This is a genomic window from Burkholderia paludis (assembly GCF_000732615.1).
Lineage (GTDB): Bacteria > Pseudomonadota > Gammaproteobacteria > Burkholderiales > Burkholderiaceae > Burkholderia > Burkholderia paludis.
Genome location: NZ_JPGL01000016.1, coordinates 20,562 through 39,746 on the forward strand (window position 1 = coordinate 20,562; position 19,185 = coordinate 39,746).

15 protein-coding genes are annotated in these 19,185 nt (G+C 67.0%); 3 read left to right on the forward strand and 12 right to left on the reverse strand.

Going from position 1 to position 19,185, the window contains the following annotated elements:
- Window positions 1-24: 24 nt before the first annotated feature.
- Together GQ56_RS0111820 and GQ56_RS0111830 are read right to left on the reverse strand one after the other, a co-directional pair.
- The gene (locus GQ56_RS0111820; protein ID WP_031398852.1) at window positions 25-1,311 is read right to left on the reverse strand and encodes a Glu/Leu/Phe/Val family dehydrogenase; all 1,287 of its coding nucleotides are present in this window, start codon (window positions 1,309-1,311) and stop codon (window positions 25-27) included.
- A 267-nt stretch (window positions 1,312-1,578) separates the two neighbouring features.
- Window positions 1,579-2,532, reverse strand: a complete 954-nt coding sequence (locus GQ56_RS0111830; RefSeq protein WP_031398854.1) for a LysR substrate-binding domain-containing protein — start codon at window positions 2,530-2,532, stop codon at window positions 1,579-1,581.
- A 218-nt stretch (window positions 2,533-2,750) separates the two neighbouring features.
- Between GQ56_RS0111830 and purB the strand changes: the two genes are divergently transcribed.
- Window positions 2,751-4,139 carry an adenylosuccinate lyase gene (purB, locus tag GQ56_RS0111835; protein ID WP_031398855.1) on the forward strand — a complete coding sequence of 463 codons (1,389 nt, stop codon included), beginning with the start codon at window positions 2,751-2,753 and terminating at the stop codon, window positions 4,137-4,139.
- Window positions 4,140-4,209: 70 nt separating this feature from the next.
- On the opposite strand, the gene GQ56_RS0111840 is transcribed toward purB, so the two are convergent.
- A complete protein-coding gene (locus tag GQ56_RS0111840; protein WP_031398856.1) occupies window positions 4,210-5,631 on the reverse strand; it encodes an NAD(P)/FAD-dependent oxidoreductase in 1,422 nt (473 codons plus the stop codon).
- A 560-nt stretch (window positions 5,632-6,191) separates the two neighbouring features.
- On the opposite strand from GQ56_RS0111840, the gene GQ56_RS0111845 reads away from it, so the two are divergent.
- Complete coding sequence (locus GQ56_RS0111845) at window positions 6,192-6,842, forward strand: TetR/AcrR family transcriptional regulator (protein ID WP_031398857.1); 651 nt, start codon at window positions 6,192-6,194, stop codon at window positions 6,840-6,842.
- Between the two features lie 73 nt (window positions 6,843-6,915).
- On the opposite strand, the gene GQ56_RS0111850 is transcribed toward GQ56_RS0111845, so the two are convergent.
- The 4 genes from GQ56_RS0111850 to edd form a co-directional block, all read right to left on the reverse strand.
- Complete coding sequence (locus GQ56_RS0111850) at window positions 6,916-7,419, reverse strand: gluconokinase (RefSeq protein ID WP_031398858.1); 504 nt, start codon at window positions 7,417-7,419, stop codon at window positions 6,916-6,918.
- A gap of 13 nt (window positions 7,420-7,432) precedes the next feature.
- Complete coding sequence (locus GQ56_RS0111855; protein WP_031398859.1) at window positions 7,433-8,794, reverse strand: GntP family permease; 1,362 nt, start codon at window positions 8,792-8,794, stop codon at window positions 7,433-7,435.
- Between the two features lie 219 nt (window positions 8,795-9,013).
- Complete coding sequence (gene eda, locus GQ56_RS0111860; RefSeq protein WP_031398860.1) at window positions 9,014-9,640, reverse strand: bifunctional 4-hydroxy-2-oxoglutarate aldolase/2-dehydro-3-deoxy-phosphogluconate aldolase; 627 nt, start codon at window positions 9,638-9,640, stop codon at window positions 9,014-9,016.
- Window positions 9,641-9,666: 26 nt separating this feature from the next.
- On the reverse strand, window positions 9,667-11,523 hold the full coding sequence (gene edd / locus GQ56_RS0111865) for a phosphogluconate dehydratase (RefSeq protein WP_031398861.1): 1,857 nt from the start codon (window positions 11,521-11,523) through the stop codon (window positions 9,667-9,669).
- Between the two features lie 293 nt (window positions 11,524-11,816).
- Between edd and GQ56_RS0111870 the strand changes: the two genes are divergently transcribed.
- Window positions 11,817-12,665, forward strand: coding sequence for a MurR/RpiR family transcriptional regulator (locus tag GQ56_RS0111870; RefSeq protein WP_031398862.1), 849 nt, complete (start codon window positions 11,817-11,819; stop codon window positions 12,663-12,665).
- Window positions 12,666-12,758: 93 nt separating this feature from the next.
- Here GQ56_RS0111870 and GQ56_RS0111875 read toward each other — a convergent pair whose 3' ends face one another.
- The 5 genes from GQ56_RS0111875 to leuS form a co-directional block, all read right to left on the reverse strand.
- Window positions 12,759-13,181 carry a CopD family protein gene (locus GQ56_RS0111875; protein ID WP_031398863.1) on the reverse strand — a complete coding sequence of 141 codons (423 nt, stop codon included), beginning with the start codon at window positions 13,179-13,181 and terminating at the stop codon, window positions 12,759-12,761.
- Between the two features lie 16 nt (window positions 13,182-13,197).
- Window positions 13,198-14,469: a glutamate-5-semialdehyde dehydrogenase gene (locus GQ56_RS0111880; protein WP_031398864.1), complete on the reverse strand. Its 1,272-nt coding sequence runs from the start codon at window positions 14,467-14,469 to the stop codon at window positions 13,198-13,200.
- 153 nt (window positions 14,470-14,622) lie between these two features.
- The gene (holA, locus tag GQ56_RS0111885) at window positions 14,623-15,717 is read right to left on the reverse strand and encodes a DNA polymerase III subunit delta (RefSeq protein ID WP_031398865.1); all 1,095 of its coding nucleotides are present in this window, start codon (window positions 15,715-15,717) and stop codon (window positions 14,623-14,625) included.
- Between the two features lie 16 nt (window positions 15,718-15,733).
- On the reverse strand, window positions 15,734-16,285 hold the full coding sequence (locus GQ56_RS0111890; protein WP_034198068.1) for an LPS-assembly lipoprotein LptE: 552 nt from the start codon (window positions 16,283-16,285) through the stop codon (window positions 15,734-15,736).
- A gap of 38 nt (window positions 16,286-16,323) precedes the next feature.
- The gene (gene leuS / locus GQ56_RS0111895) at window positions 16,324-18,918 is read right to left on the reverse strand and encodes a leucine--tRNA ligase (protein ID WP_031398867.1); all 2,595 of its coding nucleotides are present in this window, start codon (window positions 18,916-18,918) and stop codon (window positions 16,324-16,326) included.
- Between the last annotated feature and the right edge of the window lie 267 nt (window positions 18,919-19,185).

Sequence of the window (19,185 nt, forward strand, 5' to 3'; positions counted from 1 at the left end):
TCATGAATTGATCATAGTCGACGATCAGGGATAGAGGCCGCGCATTTCGCGCGCCATCAGGATGCGCTTGCACGCAACGATGAACGCCGCCGTGCGCACCGACACCTTGTGCTCTTCCGCGACTGCCCACACGCCGGAGAACGCTTCGCGCATCACGCGCTCGAGACGGTGGTTGATCTCGTCTTCCGTCCAGAAGAAGCTCGAGAAATCCTGCACCCATTCGAAGTACGACACGGTCACGCCGCCCGCGTTCGCGATCACGTCGGGGATCACGAGCACGCCGTTCGCGGTCAGGATGTCGTCCGCCGCCGTCGTCGTCGGGCCGTTCGCGCCTTCGACGATGATCTTCGTGCGGATCTTCGCCGCGTTCTTCTCGGTGATCTGGTTTTCCAGCGCCGCCGGGATCAGGATGTCGGTTTCGACCGTCCAGAACTCGTCGTTCGGCATCGGCTCAGAACCTTCGAAGCCCGCGACGCCGCCCGTGCGAGCAACGTGGTCGAGCAGCTTGTTCGAATCGAGGCCGGCCGGCTGGTAGATCGTGCCCGTGTGATCCTGCACCGCGATCACCTTCGCGCCCGCTTCCTGGAACAGCTTCGCCGCGATGCCGCCGACGTTGCCGAAGCCCTGCACCGCGATGCGTGCGCCCGCGATTTCGAGGCCCTTCTTCTTTGCCGCTTCCGAACCGACGACGAACACGCCGCGGCCCGTTGCTTCCTTGCGGCCGAGCGAACCGCCGAGCGCGATCGGCTTGCCGGTCACGACGCCGGTGGACGTCTGGCCCTGGTTCATCGAGTAGGTGTCCATCATCCACGCCATCACCTGTTCGTTGGTGTTGACGTCCGGCGCCGGAATGTCGGTGTTCGGGCCGATGATGATGCCGATTTCGCTGGTGTAGCGGCGCGTCACGCGCTCGAGCTCACCGCGCGACAGCTTGCGCGGGTCGACGCGGATACCGCCCTTCGCGCCGCCGTACGGCACGTTCACTGCTGCGTTCTTGACCGACATCCATGCGGACAGCGCCATCACTTCCGACAGCGTCACGTCCTGGTGGTAGCGCACGCCGCCCTTGCCCGGGCCGCGCGACACGTTGTGCTGCACGCGATAGCCTTCGAAGTGCGCGACGGTGCCGTTGTCGAGCTCGATCGGCACGTCGACGACCAGGATGCGCTTCGGGCGCTTCAGCGTTTCGAGCCAGCGCGACAGCGAACCGAGGTACGGCGCGACGCGATCGACTTGCTGAAGGTAGTTGCCCCACGGGCCGAGATCGTCGGCGTGCAGGTAGGACGGGATGGACTGCAATTGCGAAGACATGGATGCTCCAACGGTCAACAGGTGCGCACATTGTCGAAAAACCCGTTTTTTTTATCCAATGCCGTTTGCTTATTCGATTATGCGTTTCTTGCATGATCGCGATTTTTCGCAAATCTGCAGTCGATTTGCGCAAGAACGCACGCGATCGGTCGTGCATCGCGTGCGTGAAAAATCGTCGAGCGGGGGCGCGGGCCGGCCGCCGGACAGGCGCCGCAAGCTCGCCGACAGCCGGCCGGGCGCGATCTTGCGCCGGCGAGCCGCCGGCGGTTAACCGGCGGTTTCGCGCAGCTCGTCGCGCACGACGTCCCACAGCGCGCGCACGAGCTTCTGACGCGGCTCGTCGCCTTGCAGCGTGAGCTTGTCGCAGTACAGCCGGATCTCCATCGTCAGCGTGAACGGATGCGCGCCGCCGCGCGCCGATCGGTCGAGCCGGATCAGGCGGCCGCCCGCGACCGCATCCTCGACCGCGCTGTGCGGCAGGAAGGCGATGCCGTGGCCCGCGAGCGCCATCGCCTTCAGCCCTTCGGCCATGTCGGTTTCGTAGACGCGATCGAGGAACAGCCGGGTCGGCGCGTTCGCGACGATGACTTCCGTCATCCGGCCGAGATAGGCGTTCGGCGTATACGACAGGTACGGCACGCGCGCGTCGGCCGCGCCGGGCAGCGTATAGCGCGGCCGCCCCGCGCGGCCGGGCGCCGAGAACGGGCTGATCGGCTCGCTGCCGAGGGTAAGCATGTCGTAGCGCGCCGGATCGAGCGCGACCGGATGGCTCGGGTGGTGGTAGCCCATCACGAGATCGCAGCCGCCCTCGACGAGCGACAGCACTGCGTCGTGCACGTTCAGCGCGCGCAGCCGCGTGTGGACCTGGCCCATCTTCGCCTCGATCCGCTGCAGCCAGCGCGGGAAATACGTGAGCGACAGCGTGTGCGGCACCGCGAACTCGATCGTCGGCACCGGCGCGCCCGCGTGGCCGCGCAGCAGCGTGCGCGCCTCGTGCGCCTGCGACAGCATCGTCAGCGCCTGCTCGTAGAAAATCTGCCCGGCCTGCGTGAGCCGGGTCGGATAAACCGAACGATCGATCAGTTCGGTCGCGAGCCACGCCTCGAGCGCCTGGATGCGCCGCGAAAACGCCGGCTGCGACACGTGCCGCAATTCGGCGGACCGGCTAAAGCTGCGCGTTTCCGCGAGCGAAACGAAGTCTTCGAGCCATTTCAGTTCCATGCGGGCGGGCGCGGCGGGCGGCGGTCGGGAAGAAGCCTGCATTCTACCGGCGGGCGGGCCCGCCCGGCGGCGCGCAGGCCCGCTGCGAACCCGCGCCCGCGCGGCGTCGGCGCGCGGCGGCGCCCGCTACCCGCCCGCGCCCGGGGTCGTCGCGCGCCGATGGTAAAATGCCGGATTCTCCTCCCCTCGCTCGACCCGGCCCCAAGGCCCGCCCGATCATGTCCGACACTCGTCCCGATACGCTTTTCGCCCTCACCGCGCTCTCGCCCATCGACGGCCGCTACGCCAGCAAGACCGAAGCGCTGCGCGACTGGCTCTCCGAAGCCGCCTTCATGCGCCACCGCGTCACCGTCGAGGTGCACTGGCTGATTGCGCTGTCGCGCGCCGGCTTCGCGGAAGTCCCGCGCTTCTCCGATGCGTCCGAACAGTTCCTGCTGCAGCTCGCCGAGCGCTTCACCGCGCACGACGCCGCCCGCATCAAGGAAATCGAGCGCGTGACGAACCACGACGTGAAGGCCGTCGAATACTGGCTGAAGGAATCGGTGAAGGGCCAGGAAGAACTCGAGAAGGCAAGCGAATTCATCCACTTCGCGTGCACGTCCGAGGACATCAACAACACGTCGCACGGCATGATGCTCGCCGGCGCGCGCGCGCACGTGATCGTGCCGGCGCTGCGCACGGTCCATCAGCGCCTCGTCGCGCTCGCGCACGCGCTCGCCGACCAGCCGATGCTGTCGCGCACGCACGGCCAGCCGGCCAGCCCGACGACGCTCGGCAAGGAACTCGCGAACGTCGCCGCGCGCCTCGACCGCGCGATCGTGCGCATCGAGAAGGTCGAGATCCTCGGCAAGATGAACGGCGCGGTCGGCAACTTCAACGCGCACCTGTCGGCCTATCCGGAATTCGACTGGGAAGCGTTCTCGCGCGACGTGATCGAGAACCGCCTGAAGCTCGCGTTCAACCCGTACACGATCCAGATCGAGCCGCACGACTACATGGCCGAACTGTTCGACGCCGTCGCGCGCGCGAACACGATCCTGCTCGACCTCGACCGCGACGTGTGGGGCTACATCTCGGTCGGCTACTTCAAGCAGAAGACGAAGGCCGGCGAGATCGGCTCGTCGACGATGCCGCACAAGGTCAACCCGATCGACTTCGAGAACTCGGAAGGCAACCTCGGCCTCGCGAACGCGACGCTGCGCCACCTCGCCGACAAGCTGCCGGTGTCGCGCTGGCAGCGCGACCTGACCGACTCGACGGTGCTGCGCAACATGGGCGTCGCGCTCGGCTACTCGCTGCTCGCGTACGACTCGCTGATCCGCGGCCTCGACAAGCTCGAAGTGAACCCGCAGCGCCTGAACGAAGACCTCGACAACTGCTGGGAAGTGCTCGCCGAGCCGGTGCAGACGGTGATGCGCCGCTACGGCATCGAGAACCCGTACGAGCAGCTGAAGGAACTGACGCGCGGCAAGGGCATCACGCGCGAGGCGTTGCAGGAATTCGTCGGCACGCTCGCGATCCCGCAGGAGGCGAAGGATCGCCTGCTCGCGATGACGCCCGCGTCGTACATCGGCAAGGCCGTCGAACTGGCGAAGCGGATCGCGTAAGCGCCAGCGCCGCCTGACGAAAAAAGCCCGATGCGAGCAATCGCATCGGGCTTTTTTGCTTTCCCGCGCCTCAGAACGAAATCATCCGGCCCGGATTGAGCGCGCTCATCACGCTCATCGCCGCCTTCGCCGCGGGAATCGCGATCGGCGACAACTGCCGGCCGAGCGGAATCGCGCGGTGATCGATGCCGGTCAGCATCGAGAAATCGTCGTTGCGGCCGACGAAATCGTCGCAGATCGCCTTGCCGATCCGCACCGTCTGCGCCACGCCATGGCCGCTCCAGCCCTGCACCATGTACATCGGCACCCGGCCGTCGGTCTTGCGGCTGTCGGTCGCGCCGTTCAGCGTGAAGTCGCTGACGCCGCTCCAGCAGTAGTCGAGCGCGAAGCCGCCGTCGTGTTGCGGAAACACCGTGTTCAGCCGCGTCAGCAGATACGCGTTGACGTCCGGCTGCGCCCAGCAGGTGCCGGTGCCCTGCCCGCCAAACAGCACGCGGTTGCCGCGCACCGGACGGTAGTAGTCGATCTGGAACTGCGTGTCGTACACGGGCATGCCGGCCGGCAGCAACGTCGCGACATCGACGTCGAGCGGCTTCGTCACGCTCACGTACGTGAAGAACGGCACGGTCGTCGTCGCACCGTCGTCGAGCAGCCGGAACGTCGTGTTGTGCAGCGCCAGCACGACGCCGCGGCGCGCGGTGATCGTGCCGCCCGGCGTCGTCGCGACGACGCCCATCGGCGTCTCGTCGAGCTCGAGCACCTCGGTGCCCTCGAACAGCGCGCCGCCGTTGAGCCGGAACCCGTGCACCAGGCCGCGCACGAGCGCGAGCGGATGGATCTGGCCGCCGATCGCGTCGACCGCCGCGCCGTGGTACAGCCCCGAGCGCACGTATTCGTCGTGCAGCTGATGGCGGCCGACGAGCGTCACGCCCGCGTCGCCGAGATGGCGGCGCGCATCCGCGCCGTCGAGCAGCGCGCTCATGTGGCCCAGGTGGACGGCCGCCGTGACGTGGCCGCGCTTGCGGTCGAGATCGAGCGCGTAACGCGCGCCGATCGCGTCGATCAGGTCCATCGATTCGGTCGATGCGAAACGCCACAGCCGCTTCGCATCGTCGTGCGACAGGTGGTCGATCATGTCGGCGGCTTCCCAGCGCGCGAGGCCGGGCGTGAGCTGCCCGCCGTTGCGGCCCGAAGCGGCCGAGCCGACGTGATGCTTGTCGACGAGGATCGTGTCGACGCCCGCTTCCGCGAGGTGCAGTGCGGCCGATGCGCCGAGCAGGCCCGCACCGATCACGAGCACGTCGCATACTGCGTCGTGTGCGAGCGGCGCGCTGTTCGCATGCGGCGACAGCGACGCTTCGTACCAGTTGGCCGGGCGCTCGCCGTCGTAGCGGGACGGATCGCACCAGTTCCAGTTGTCTTTTTCGATGTTCAGTTGCGTTTGTTCGAAACGCGATTCGCCCTGGATCAGGGGTTGATTATTGATAGTCATGATTGCACTTGCATGGTGGGGCCTGCTCACGCCAATAACGGGCTTGCGAACGTGCGTTGCCGGCCGGAGTGCAAGGAGTGACGAGCACCGTTTGGCCGAGCCGGACAAGCAACGATCGACGCCGCAATACGGCCGGCAACGCACGTTCCCCTGTTCGAAACAGCATTCGTGGGGCTGGCCACCGGAAGGGCCGATCGCTGCGTCATGCTCCTTGCGAATACGTCGGGTATTCGCTTCGTCGCAATCCTTGCGCTCGGCCCGTCTGGTAGCCAGCGCAAGCCCGTTATTGGCGTGAGCAGGCCCCAGGCCGCCTGTCGAAGAGCCTTCTGGCTTCGCGGGTGGGGCAGCCGGTTCCACATGGGTGTCAACGAGAAAAGGGGCGCGATGGCCCGTGTTGACGGCGGGCACGCTCGTGCCGCCTGGATCCCGGACTGTGCGAAAGCACGTATTGAAAGGTGCCGGGACACCCAATTTCTACACCGCAGAAATAATTCTACAGTGTAGAATCAGCTTTCGTCAAGTTTACAGCCGGTGCCGCACCGGCACGCCAGCCCGTATCGATGAAAGACAAACCCGCCCAGGGCCCGCGCGGCCTCGACAAGGATGCAATCGTCGCGGCCGCGCTCGCGCTGCTCGAAGACGTCGGCGAAGCCGCGTTCAGCGTGCGCAAGCTCGCGCAATCGGTCGGCTGCGACCCGATGAGCGTGCTGTACCACTTCAAGTCGAAGGACGGCCTGAGCCGCGCGATCGCGAACGCGCTGTCGCGCTCGCTCGTGCCGGTCGACGCTACACTGCCGTGGCGCGAGCGGCTGCGCGACCTCGCGCGCCAGTACCGCACGCTCGCGCTGCGCTACCCGGCCGCGTTCGCACTCCTGCAGCGGCACATGAGTACCGGGCCTGCCGATCTCGCGCACATCGAGGCCGTGCATCGCGCACTGGCCGACGCCGGCATTCCGGGCGCGGCGCTGCCGTCGGTGTGCGTCGGCTGGTATGCGAGCGTGATCGGGCTTGCCGCGGCCGAAGCCGGCGGCCTCACGCGCGCCGCGAACGACGTCGAGCTCGCGGAAATGGAAGCGCTGTCGGACGCCGCGCATCCGCTCGTCAAGGCGGCCGCCCCGCTCTATGCGCAGCTCGATCCGGCGGCCGTGCACGACACGATGCTCGACGTGCTGCTCGACGGCATCGCGCAGCGCGCGCACGCGGCCTGCTGAGCAGCGGGCCGGCCGCCAACGAAAAAGGCGCCCCGAGGGGCGCCTTCTGCATGACGATTGCCGCGAACCGCGCTCAGTGCTGCTGCGCGAAGCCGATCTTCAGCATGACCTGATCGACGATCTGTTCGGGCGTCAGCTCGATGCTGACCTCGATCGCTTCGTCCGGGCCCGGCTCCTCGAGCGTGTCGAGCTGGCTCTTCAGCAGCGACGGATCGAAGAAATGGCCGGTACGGCTCTTCAGGCGCTCGTGCAACACCTCGAACGAACCCTTCAGATACACGAACCGCACGTCGGCGTCGGTGCCGCGCAGCACGTCGCGGTACGAGCGCTTCAGCGACGAACAGGTGAACACGGCCGTCTCGCCCGCGCGCTGCTTTTCCTCGATGGCCGCGCGGATCGTGCGCAGCCACGGCCAGCGATCGTCGTCGGTCAACGGAATGCCGTTGTGCATCTTTTCCTTGTTCGCGGCGCTGTGAAACGCGTCGCCGTCCGTATAGCTGCACGACAGGCGTTCCGCCAGCATTTCGCCGATTCGCGACTTGCCCGCGCCCGACACGCCCATTGCGATCAGAATCATTGACTACCCCTTGTTACAGAACCACGCTCAGCAGCAGTGTAAAGCCGAGGCCGAGCACCGAGATGATCGTTTCGAGCAACGACCAGGTCTTGAACGTCTGACCGACCGTCATCCCGAAGTATTCCTTGATCAGCCAGAAGCCGCCGTCGTTCACGTGCGAGAAGATCAGCGAGCCCGAGCCCGTGGCGAGCACCAGCAGCTCCGGGCTGACCGTCGTGCCGGCCGCCGCCGCGATCGGCGCGACGATGCCGCAGGCCGTCGTCATCGCGACCGTCGCCGAACCCGTAGCGAGACGCATCAGCGCCGCGACGAACCAGCCGAGCAGCAGCGGCGACAGGTGCGCGTGCTTCGCGGTCTCGACGATCTGCTGCGAGATCCCGCTGTCACGCAGGACGCCGCCGAAGCCGCCGCCCGCGCCGACGATCAGCGTGATGCCGGCGATCGGCGCCAGGCACTCGCCGCAGAACTTCTGGATCTGGTCACGGTTGAAGCCCTGCAGCTTGCCGAACGTGAAGAAGCTCACGAGCACGGCGATCAGCAGCGCGACGTCCGAGTTGCCGGCGAAGCGCAGCAGGCTGTTCGGCAGCGATTTCGGCGTGAACAGCAGGTCGGCCCAGCTGCCGATGAGCATCAGTACGACGGGCAGCAGGATCGTGAACAGCGTGATGCCGAAGCTCGGCAGCTCGCGCTTGCCGCCATCCGTGCGTGAATCGACGAACTGCGCGGCGAGCGGGTTGTTCTCCGGCAGCTTCACGAACTTCGAGATCGTCAGCGCGAACAGCGGGCCCGCGATGATCGCGGTCGGCACGCCGACGATCAGGCCGAACGCGATCGTCTTGCCGATGTCGGCGCCGTATTGCTGGACGGCCAGCAGCGCGGCCGGGTGCGGCGGGATCAGGCCGTGCACGACGGACAGGCCGGCCACCATCGGCAGGCCGACGACGAGCAGCGACTTGCCGGTGCGCTTCGCGACGTTGAACGCGATGGGGATCAGCAGCACGAAGCCGACTTCGAAGAACACCGGCAGGCCGACGATGATCGCGACGAACATCATCGCCCAGTGGATGTTCTTTTCACCGAACCAGTCGATCAGCGTGGTCGCGATCCGTTCGGCGCCGCCCGATTCGGCCATCATCTTGCCGAGCATCGTGCCGAGGCCGACGACGATCGCAATGTGACCCAGTGTGCCGCCGGTGCCCGCCTCGAACGACTTGACGATCTTGTCCATCGGCATGCCGACGACCAGGCCGAGGCCGAGCGAAACGATGATCAGCACCAGGAACGGGTAGATCTTGTAGCGCGCGATCATCAGGATCAGCGCGGCGATCGCGATCAGCGTGAATACGAGCAGCATGCTGCCTTGGACAGCCCCCATGTGGCACTCCTCCTAGAATTGTTCGAACCGGGCGAGCAGTTGCGAGTATGCCCGGCTGTGCAGGTCTCCGAAACACGGGGGGTACCCACCCCGTCAGGACGCTGAATTTTACTTATCTTTACGGCCGACGGATAGAACCGGTTCCATCAGCAAAAACCCTCGGTAAAACAAGCACTAAGCGCCTGTCTCCGAGGGTCGGACCAGCAGGGGATGCAAGTCTTAGCGGGGAAGCTGGCTCGCGGCTTGCGCGAGGCGCGTGACTTCGGCCCAGTCCTGCGCGGCGAGCGCCGCCTTCGGCGTGAGCCACGAGCCGCCGACGCACACGACGTTCGGCAGCTTCAGGAAGTTCGGCGCCGTTTCGACGGTGATGCCGCCGGTCGGGCAGAACTTCAGCGCCGGGAACGGGCCGTGGAACGCCTGCAGCATCGGCACGCCGCCCGCCTGCTGCGCCGGGAAGAACTTCACGATCTCGTAGCCGAATTCGAGTGCCTGGATGATGTCGCTCGGCGTCATCACGCCCGGCAGCAGCGGCAGGTCCGCGTCGAGCGACGCGAGGTGCAGGTCCTTCGTGAGGCCCGGCGACACGCCGAACTTCGCGCCCGCGCGCTTCGCCTGCGCACAATGCTCCGGCTTCGTGATCGTGCCGACGCCGACGACGATGTCGTCCGCGAGCTGGCTCGCGCGCTGGATCGCTTCCAGGCCGGCCGGGGTGCGCAGCGTGATCTCGAGCACCTTCACGCCGCCCGCGTGCAACGCGCGCGACACGTGTTCGCCCTGCTCGACCGAGTCGAATGCGAGCACCGGGATGACCGGGCCCAGCTTCACGATTTCACCAATCGTCTTCATCAGATTTGCTCCTTGAACCTTGAAATTCATGCGTTGGCGTGGGCGGCCGTTTCGCCGACCAGCGCCCCGAACACCGATGCGCCCTGCTCGGCCGGCGCGGCGGCCGAGCGGAACACGCCGAACAGTTCGCGCCCGAAGCCGACCTCGTTGTCGGCCTGATGCAGCGGCTGCGCGACCGGGCGCGCTTGCCACTCGGCCTCGTCGACCGTGATGTCGAGTACACCGGCTTCCGCGTCGATCACGAGTGTATCGCCCGTCTTCACCTTGCCGAGCGGGCCGGCCAGCAGCGCTTCCGGCGACACGTGGATCACGGCGGGCACCTTGCCCGACGCGCCCGACATGCGGCCGTCGGTCACCAGCGCGACGTGGAAGCCCTGATCCTGCAGCACGCCGAGCAACGGCGTCAAACGATGCAGCTCGGGCATCCCGTTCGCGCGGGCGCCCTGGAAGCGCACCACCGCGACGAAATCGCGCTTCAGCTCGCCGCGATCGAACGCTTCCTGTACCGCCTCCTGCGAATCGAACACGATCGCGGGCGCCGTCACCTTGCGGTGCTCGGGCGCGACCGCCGAAATCTTGATCACGCCGCGGCCGAGCCGGCCCTGCATCAGGCGCAGGCCGCCGTCCGGCTGGAACGGGTCGCCGATGCCGCGCAGCACCTTCGGATCGTGGCTCTCGGCCGCGCCGTCGACCCACGTCAGCTTGCCGTCGATCAGCTTCGGCTCCTTCGTGTAATGCGAAAGCCCGGGGCCGGCAACCGTCGTCACGTCCTCGTGCAGCAGCCCGCCTTCGAGCAGGTTGCGCACCAGGAACGCCACGCCGCCCGCCGCATGGAAGTGGTTCACGTCGGCCTTGCCGTTCGGGTAGATTTTCGCGAGCAGCGGCACGACGGCCGACAGCTCGTCGAAGTCGTTCCAGTCGATCAGGACGCCGGCCGCGCGCGCGATCGCGACGAGGTGCAGCGTGTGGTTGGTCGAGCCGCCCGTCGCGAGCAGCGCGACGATCCCGTTGACGATCGCCTTCTCGTCGACCACATGACCGATCGGCGTGTAGCGGCCGCGCTCGACGGTCAGGTCGAGCACGCGGCGCGCGGCCTCGGCCGTCAGCGCGGTGCGCAGCGGCGTGTGCGGATGGACGAATGCCGAACCCGGCAGGTGCAGCCCCATCAGCTCCATCAGCATCTGGTTGCTGTTCGCGGTGCCGTAGAACGTGCAGGTGCCGTGGCCGTGATACGCGGCCGATTCGGCCTCGAGCAGTGCGTCGCGGCCGACCTGGCCGGTCGCGAACTGCTGGCGGATCTTCGCCTTGTCGTCGTTCGACAGGCCGCTCGTCATCGGGCCGGCCGGCACGAAGATCGTCGGCAGGTGGCCGAACTGCAGCGCGCCGATCAGGAGGCCCGGCACGATCTTGTCGCAGATGCCGAGGCAGAGCGCCGCGTCGAACATGTTGTGCGTGAGCGCGATCGCCGTGCCCATCGCGATCGCCTCGCGCGAGAACAGCGACAGCTCCATCCCCGGATTGCCCTGCGTGACGCCGTCGCACATCGCCGGCACGCCGCCCGCGAACTGCGCGACCCCGCCGTTCTCGCGCGCGGCGGCCTTGATGATCTCGGGGAAATCCTTGTACGGCGCATGCGCGGACAGCATCTCGTTGTACGAGGACACGATGCCGATGTTCGGCTCGCGAATCGCCTTGATCGCAAACTTGTCGTTGCCTTCGAGGCCCGCGAAGCCGTGTGCGAGGTTCGCGCACGACAGCGCGCCGCGTGCCGGGAACTTGCCCTGCGCGCCGTCGATGCGCTGCAGATAGGCGGAACGGGTCGATTGACTGCGGGCGATCACGCGTGCGGTGACCTTTGCCAGAGTGGGGTGCAGCGACGTCATGCTGGGCGCTCCTGTATGCCGGCCGACACCGGCGGTTGGAATCGTGGGGACGGTCAAGTGCATCGACAGAACGAAGCCAGTCTAGTAGAAAAACTACAAGCATGCAATGCAGCTTGCGTCGTGCCCACGCCTTTTTTCCGCTGAAAACAAGGATATACCTAGTGAAAACCCTGATTTCCACCGATGCCGTCGCACCGACATCGCAACAATGTCGCTAGTATTTTTATGTAGATTTTCTACAATTCGATTGCGATACACTCGCGCATCCGAACCCGATTCCTGTCTGCCACCCCATGCTGCCTCGCATTGAAGCGATCCGCACCGAGTTGCGCCCGTCCGAGCGCAAGCTCGCCGACTACATCCTCGCCGCGCCGCGCGAGGTGCTCGACCTCGCGATGACCGAGTTGTCCACGCGCGCGGGCGTCAGCCAGCCGACGATCGCGCGGTTCTGCCAGGCGCTCGGCTGCAGCGGCTTTCGCGAATTCAAGATCCGGCTCGCGCAGAGCGTCGCGCCGGGCGTGTCGTCGGTGTATCGCGACGTCGAGCCCGACGAACCGGCGCCCGGCATCATCGGCAAGGTGTTCGACCGCACCATCGGCGCGCTGATCGAGGTGCGCAACAGCCTGTCCGCGGGCAGCGTCGCCGAAGCGATCGCGCTGCTGTCGAACGCGTCGCGCATCGAGTTCTACGGCGCCGGCGGCTCGGGCATCGCCGCGCAGGACATCCAGCACAAGTTCTTCCGGCTCGGCGTGCCGAGCGTCGCGTATTCCGACCCGCATACGTTCTCGATGTCGTCGGCGCTGCTCGGGCCGCACGACGTCGTCGTCGCGATCTCGAACACCGGGCGCACGCGCGACATCGTCGACGCCGCGCGCTCCGCGCTCGCGTGCGGCGCGAAAGTCGTCGCGATCACGCAGAGCCATTCGCCGCTCGCGAAGCTCGCGACGGTCAGCCTCGCGTCGAATGTCGCCGAGGAAACCGACGTGTTCTCGCCGATGACGTCGCGGATGTCGCATCTCGCGATCGGCGACATCCTCGCGGTGGGCGTCGCGCTGTCGCGCGGCCCCGCGCTGATGGAGCGTGTCGGCCGCGCGAAGGAAGCGATCACGCGCCGCCGGATCGACGACGGCACGAAGGATTGAACAAATCGCACACCCCGCGCGCAAACGACAACGGCGCCCCGAGGGGCGCCGTTGCGCATGAACCGGCGGCAGGCACCCTGCCCGCCGCGCCGCTCAGAACGGCTTGATCACGACCAGCGCGACCGCCGCGAGCATGCCGAGCACCGGCAACTCGTTGAACACGCGATACCACTTGTCCGAGCGCTTGTTTTCGCCGCGCTCGAACACTTTCAGCAGGTGCCCGCAGTACGCGTGGTAGACGATGAGCAGCAGCACGACCGTCACCTTCGCATGGATCCAGCCCTGCCCCTGCCCGATGCCGATCGCGAGCCAGAGCCACAACCCGCAGGCCAGCGCCGGCACGGCGATCATCGTCATGAAGCGGAACAGCTTGCGCGCCATCAGCAGCAGGCGCCGCACGGCGGCCGGATCGGTTTCCATCGCCAGGTTCACGTAGATGCGCGGCAGGTAGAACAGCCCGGCGAACCACGCGGCGATCAGTACGATATGGAAGGTCTTGACCCAGAGCATTGCCATCGGTTGTGCGCCTCGCTTACTGACGGCCTTCGCCGTGCCCGAGCACGACGTATTTCAGCGACGTCAGCCCTTCGAGGCCGACGGGGCCGCGTGCGTGCAGCTTGTCGTTCGAGATGCCGATTTCCGCGCCGAGGCCGAATTCAAAGCCGTCCGCGAAGCGCGTCGACGCGTTGACCATCACGCTCGCCGAATCGACTTCGCGCAGGAAACGCATCGCGCGGTCGTGATCCTCGGTGACGATCGCGTCGGTGTGATGCGAGCCGTAGTGGTTGATGTGCTCGATCGCGGCGTCGAGGCCGTCGACGACCTTGATCGCGAGTACCGGCGCGAGATACTCGGTACGCCAGTCTTCGTCGGTGGCATCGACGAGCGGGCCTACCCCTGCATCGGCGAGCACCGTGCGCGCGGCCGCATCGACGCGCAGCTCGACCTGCTTGTCGCGATACAGCTTGCCGAGCGGCGGCAGCAGCGTCGCCGCGATCCCGCTCGCGACGAGCAGCGTCTCCATCGTGTTGCAGGTGCCGTAGCGGTGCGTCTTCGCGTTGTCGCAGACGGTCAGCGCCTTGCCGAGATCGGCGCGATCGTCGACGTACACGTGACAGATGCCGTCGAGATGCTTGATCATCGGCACGCGCGCCTCGTTGATCAGGCGCTCGATCAGGCTCTTGCCGCCGCGCGGCACGATCACGTCGACGTATTCGGTCATCGTGATCAGCTTGCCGACCGCCGCACGATCGGCGGTTGCGACGACCTGCACCGCGTCCTGCGGCAGGCCGGCCGCCTCGAGCCCCTCGCCGATCAGCTTCGCGAGCGCCGTGTTCGATTCGAGCGCTTCGGAGCCGCCGCGCAGGATCGTCGCGTTGCCCGACTTCAGGCACAGCGCGGCCGCGTCGATCGTCACGTTCGGGCGCGATTCGTAAATGATGCCGATCACGCCGAGCGGCACGCGCATCTGGCCGACCTGGATCCCGCTCGGGCGGAACTTGAGGTTGCCGATTTCGCCCACCGGATCGGCCAGCGACGCGACCTGGCGCAAGCCTTCGACCATCGTCGTCAGTGCCTTGTCCGACAGCGTCAGGCGGTCGACGAACGCCGCATCGAGCCCCTTTTCACGGGCGCGGGCGACGTCGCGCGCATTCGCGTCCTTCAGCACCTGCGCGTCGCGTTCGATCGCGCGGGCCACGGCGTCGAGCGCCGCGTTCTTCGCGGCCGTGCTGGCGCGCGCCATCGCGCGGGATGCGTGCCGGGCGCGACGGCCCAGGTCGGTCATGTACTGATCGATATCCATCGTGTGACTCGAGAAGCGAGCCGCGCGGAGCGGCATGAATTCGTGGGGAAGCGCGGGGCGGCCATTCGGCGGGTAAGGCGGCAGGATGGCCGCGCCGACTATCGAAGCATTGTAAGCGGGTTGCGCAGCGTGCGCTGAAGGCCCGAACGGGACTTAACGCCGCACGCGACCCGCGGTCGGCGGTCGTTCGCCGCGGGCACCGGCCACCGTCATCGCGAGCTGAAACAGGCCGTCCCACGGATCGGGCGGCGGCTCGTCCTGCGTGCGGCGCCCCGGCATGACGGCCGTGAGCCCCTTGACCTGCCGGTCGAGCTTCGCGGCGAACGCGAGCGCCTTCTCGAGCCCGCCTTCCGACACGCGGTTCAGCGCGGGGCCGATCAGCCGCTCGCGCGGCCCCCATACGCGGTTCTCGCGCAGCAGCGTCGCCAGCGGCTTGCCGGCCGTCGTGCCGCGCTTGATCCGCAGCAGCGTGCGCAATTCCTCGACAACGGCCCACATCACGAGCACGATCGCCTCGCCCTCGCCCTTCAGCCCGTCGATCATCCGCGCGAGCCGCGCAGCATCGCCGGCGAGCATCGCCTCGTTCAGCTTGAACACGTCGTAGCGCGCGACGTTCAGCACCGCGTCGTGCACCAGCTCGAACGACAGCGCGCCCTGCGGATACAGCAGCCCGAGCTTCTGGATTTCCTGATGCGCGGCGAGCAGGTTGCCTTCGACACGCTCGGCGATGAACTGCAGCGCGCGGCGCCCGTCCTCGCCAGGCGCGGCCCGCTGGCCCTGCAGCGCGAGACGCTGGCCGATCCAGTTCGGCAACTGCGCGCGGTCGACCGGATCGATCTTCAGCGCGACGCCGCCGTTCTGCAGCGCGGTGAACCACGCGGATTTCTGCGTCGCCGCGTCGAGGCGCGGCAACGTGACGAGCATCAGCGCGTCGGGGTTGGGCGTGGCCGCGAGCGTCTTCAGCGCATCGGCGCCTTCCTTGCCGGGCTTGCCCGACGGAATGCGCAGCTCGATCAGCTGGCGCTCGCCGAACAGCGACATCGCCTGGGTCGCGCCGAGCAGCACGCTCCAGTCGAAGCCGCGCTCGACCGTATGCACCGAACGTTCGGTGAAGCCGGCCGCGCGTGCGGCCGCGCGAATGCGGTCGCACGCCTCCTGCGCGAGCAGCGGCTCGTCGCCGTAGACGGTATAGAGCCCCGCCACCCCCTTCGCGAGGTGCGGCTCCAGCGCATCAAGTCGCAGTTGCATCGATGCGTGCGCCCGATCAGAGCGGCGGCGGCGGCAGCGGCGCGCGCGGCCAGACGCCCGGCACCACGTCTTCCGGCGCCGGCGTCAGCGAGTGGACGATCGCGAGACGCCGCATCAGCTGGTCGACCGCGTCGTTCTGCATGTCGCCATACAGGATGTCGGCTTCCTGCGCCTTCGCGTTCGTGTACTGGTCGCTGTACGTCATCGCGCGATTCAGCGCGATCACGCTCGTCGGGATCAGCACGGTGCCGTCCTTGCTCGTCAACGTGTAGTTCAGCGTATAGAACAGTGCATATTCCTGCGCCGAGCCGAACTTGTTGAGCGTCAGCGTGTTCTGGTTGCGCGCCTCCCACATGCGCAGCACGGCATCGGCGCCGTCCGCCGACTTGACGATCTTCGTGTCGCTGCCGGCCTCGACGAGGCGCACGAGCCGCGCCTCGACGGGGGCCGGCGCGCCGACCACCAGCAAGTGCTTGAACGCGTAATTCTGCTGGCCACGCAACTGGAAGCCGCATGCCGACAGCGCAACCGCGCTGCCGACGAGCATCAAAAACGATCTGCGGATCACCTTCGCTCCTTCTGGGTACGTCGGAAGGCCGGCGGCCGTCAGACGACGATGTTCACGAGACGGCCCGGCACGACGACGATCTTCTTCGCCGGCTTGCCGTCGCTGAACTTCGCGAACGCTTCGTCGGCCACCGCCGCGGCTTCGATCGCCTCGCGGCTGGCGTCCTTCGCCACCTTCAGCGCGCCGCGCACCTTGCCGTTCACCTGCAGCACGAGTTCGATCTCGGCCTGCTCGAGCGCGGCCTCGTCGACCTTCGGCCACGGCGCGTCGAGCAGCGGGCCGAACTCGTCCGCATAGCCGAGCGCCTTCCACAGCTCGAACGTGACGTGCGGCACGACCGGGTAAAGCACGCGCAGCAGCACGCCGTATGTCTCGCGCAGCACGCCGGGCGTCGCGCCCTTCGCGCCGTCGATCGCGTTCAGCATCTTCATCGCGGCCGACACGACCGTGTTGTACTGCAGGCGCTGGTAATCGAAATCGGCCTGCTTCAGCACACTGTAGATCTCGCGGCGCAGCGTCTTGTCGGTTTCGCCGAGCCCGGCCGCATCGAAGCCCGCGCGCGCGGCGAGCGCTTCGCGGTTCGTCGCACCGAAGCTCCACACGCGGCGCAGGAAGCGGCTCGCGCCCTCGACGCCCGCACCCGACCACTCGAGCTGCTGCTCGGGCGGCGCGGCGAACATCGTGAACAGGCGCGCGGTGTCCGCACCGTACTGGTCGATCAGCACCTGCGGATCGACGCCGTTGTTCTTCGACTTCGACATCTTCTCGATGCCGCCGAGCACGACCGGCTGGCCGTCGGTGTTCAGCGTCGCGCCGACCGGGCGGCCCTTGTCGTCGAACGTGACGGTCACGTCGGCCGGGTTGTACCAGGTCTTCTTGCCGGACGCGTCCTCACGGTAGAACGTTTCGTTCAGCACCATCCCCTGCGTGAGCAGGTTCTTCGCCGGTTCGCCGAACTTCACGAGGCCGAGGTCGCGCATCACCTTGGTCCAGAAGCGCGAATACAGCAGGTGCAGGATCGCGTGCTCGATGCCGCCGATGTACTGATCCATCGGCATCCAGTAGTCGGTGCGCGCGTCGACCATGGTCTCGGCGTCCGGCGCCGTGTAGCGCGAGAAGTACCACGACGAATCGACGAAGGTGTCCATCGTGTCGGTTTCGCGCTTCGCGGCCGCGCCGCACTTCGGGCACGCGCAGTTCAGGAACGCTTCCGACTTCGCGAGCGGGTTGCCCGAGCCGTCCGGCACGAGGTCTTCCGGCAGCACGACCGGCAGGTCCTGCTCCGGCACCGGCACGTCGCCGCACGACGGGCAGTGGATGATCGGGATCGGCGTGCCCCAGTAGCGCTGGCGCGACACGCCCCAGTCGCGCAGGCGCCACGTAACCTGCTTGTCGCCGAAGCCGCCGGCATTCAGGTCGGCCGCGACCGCGTCGACGGCTTCCGAGTAGCGCAGGCCGTCGTACTGGCCGCTGTTCACGCAGACCGCGGTTTCCTTGTCGCCGTACCACTCCTGCCATGCGTCGAGCGAATACTGCTGGCCTTCGGCCGAGATCACCTGCTTGATCGGCAGGTCGTATTTCTTCGCGAACGCGAAATCGCGCTCGTCGTGGCCCGGTACGCCCATCACCGCGCCTTCGCCATAGCTCATCAGCACGTAGTTGCCGATCCACACCTCGACCGGCTCGCCGGTCAGCGGGTGCTTGACCGAAAAGCCCGTCGCGACGCCCTTCTTCTCCATCGTCGCGACGTCGGCCTCGGCGACGCCGCCGCGCTTGCATTCGTCGATGAACGCGAGCAGCTCGGGCTTGTCCTGCGCGAGGCGCGTGGCGAGCGGATGCTCGGCCGCGATCGCGCAGAACGTGACGCCCATGATCGTGTCGGCGCGCGTGGTGAACACGCGCAGCAGCTTCTTCTCGCCGTCGAGTTCGTACGGGAAGCCGAAGTTCACGCCAAAGCTCTTGCCGATCCAGTTCTGCTGCATGATCTTCACGCGCTCGGGCCAGCCGAGGCCGTCGAGATCGTTCAGCAGCTCATCCGCGTACTGCGTGATGCGCAGGTAATACATCGGGATCTCGCGCTTCTCGACGAGCGCGCCCGAGCGCCAGCCGCGGCCGTCGATCACCTGCTCGTTCGCGAGCACGGTCTGGTCGACCGGGTCCCAGTTCACGGTGCCCGTCTTCTTGTACGCGATGCCCTTCTCGAGCATCTTCAGGAACAGCCACTGGTTCCACTTGTAGTAGTCGGGCTTGCACGTCGCGATTTCGCGCGACCAGTCGATCGCGAGGCCCATCGACTGCATCTGGCCCTTCATGTAGTCGATGTTGTCGTAGGTCCACTTCGCGGGCGGCACGCCGTTCGCCATCGCGGCGTTTTCGGCCGGCATCCCGAACGCGTCCCAGCCCATCGGCATCAGCGTGTTGTAGCCGTTCATCCGCAGATAGCGGTACATCACGTCGTTGATCGTGTAGTTCCGCACGTGACCCATATGCAGCTTGCCGGACGGGTACGGCAGCATCGACACGCAGTAGAACTTCGGCTTCTGCGAATCTTCCTTCGTCTTGTAGGCATCGGCTGCGCGCCAGTCGCCCTGGGCGGCGGCTTCGACGTCGGCGGGTACGTATCTCTCGTGCATGGTGTGGTTCGGACTAGGCTTTAAGCGGCGCGACGGCGCGCGCAGGAGTGGATCGAAAGTCGTGCTTGCCCGGCAGGCCTGCAGGTTCGCTGCGGCCGGAGCGGCTGCCGGTTGCCGGGTACTTCCCGGGTGACCCGAAGCATGCGCGGGTCGCCCGGAAAATTCCGGGTTGCCTGGAAACCGCCTGCCAACCGGGAAAAACGTTGATTATACCGCCCGCGCCGCCCCATTCGGCCGGTCTTGCGGCGTGCGGCCCGATCCCGCGGC

Coding starts and splice junctions, on each gene's coding strand:
- GQ56_RS0111855 (WP_031398859.1), bottom strand. CDS start 8,794: ATGGGGGCTGTCCAAGGCAGCATGCTGCTCGTATTCACGCTGATCGCG.
- eda (WP_031398860.1), bottom strand. CDS start 9,640: ATGAAGACGATTGGTGAAATCGTGAAGCTGGGCCCGGTCATCCCGGTG.
- GQ56_RS0111840 (WP_031398856.1), bottom strand. CDS start 5,631: ATGACTATCAATAATCAACCCCTGATCCAGGGCGAATCGCGTTTCGAA.
- holA (WP_031398865.1), bottom strand. CDS start 15,717: ATGCAACTGCGACTTGATGCGCTGGAGCCGCACCTCGCGAAGGGGGTG.
- GQ56_RS0111845 (WP_031398857.1), top strand. CDS start 6,192: ATGAAAGACAAACCCGCCCAGGGCCCGCGCGGCCTCGACAAGGATGCA.
- GQ56_RS0111820 (WP_031398852.1), bottom strand. CDS start 1,311: ATGTCTTCGCAATTGCAGTCCATCCCGTCCTACCTGCACGCCGACGAT.
- purB (WP_031398855.1), top strand. CDS start 2,751: ATGTCCGACACTCGTCCCGATACGCTTTTCGCCCTCACCGCGCTCTCG.
- leuS (WP_031398867.1), bottom strand. CDS start 18,918: ATGCACGAGAGATACGTACCCGCCGACGTCGAAGCCGCCGCCCAGGGC.
- GQ56_RS0111850 (WP_031398858.1), bottom strand. CDS start 7,419: ATGATTCTGATCGCAATGGGCGTGTCGGGCGCGGGCAAGTCGCGAATC.
- GQ56_RS0111830 (WP_031398854.1), bottom strand. CDS start 2,532: ATGGAACTGAAATGGCTCGAAGACTTCGTTTCGCTCGCGGAAACGCGC.
- edd (WP_031398861.1), bottom strand. CDS start 11,523: ATGACGTCGCTGCACCCCACTCTGGCAAAGGTCACCGCACGCGTGATC.
- GQ56_RS0111870 (WP_031398862.1), top strand. CDS start 11,817: ATGCTGCCTCGCATTGAAGCGATCCGCACCGAGTTGCGCCCGTCCGAG.
- GQ56_RS0111880 (WP_031398864.1), bottom strand. CDS start 14,469: ATGGATATCGATCAGTACATGACCGACCTGGGCCGTCGCGCCCGGCAC.
- GQ56_RS0111875 (WP_031398863.1), bottom strand. CDS start 13,181: ATGGCAATGCTCTGGGTCAAGACCTTCCATATCGTACTGATCGCCGCG.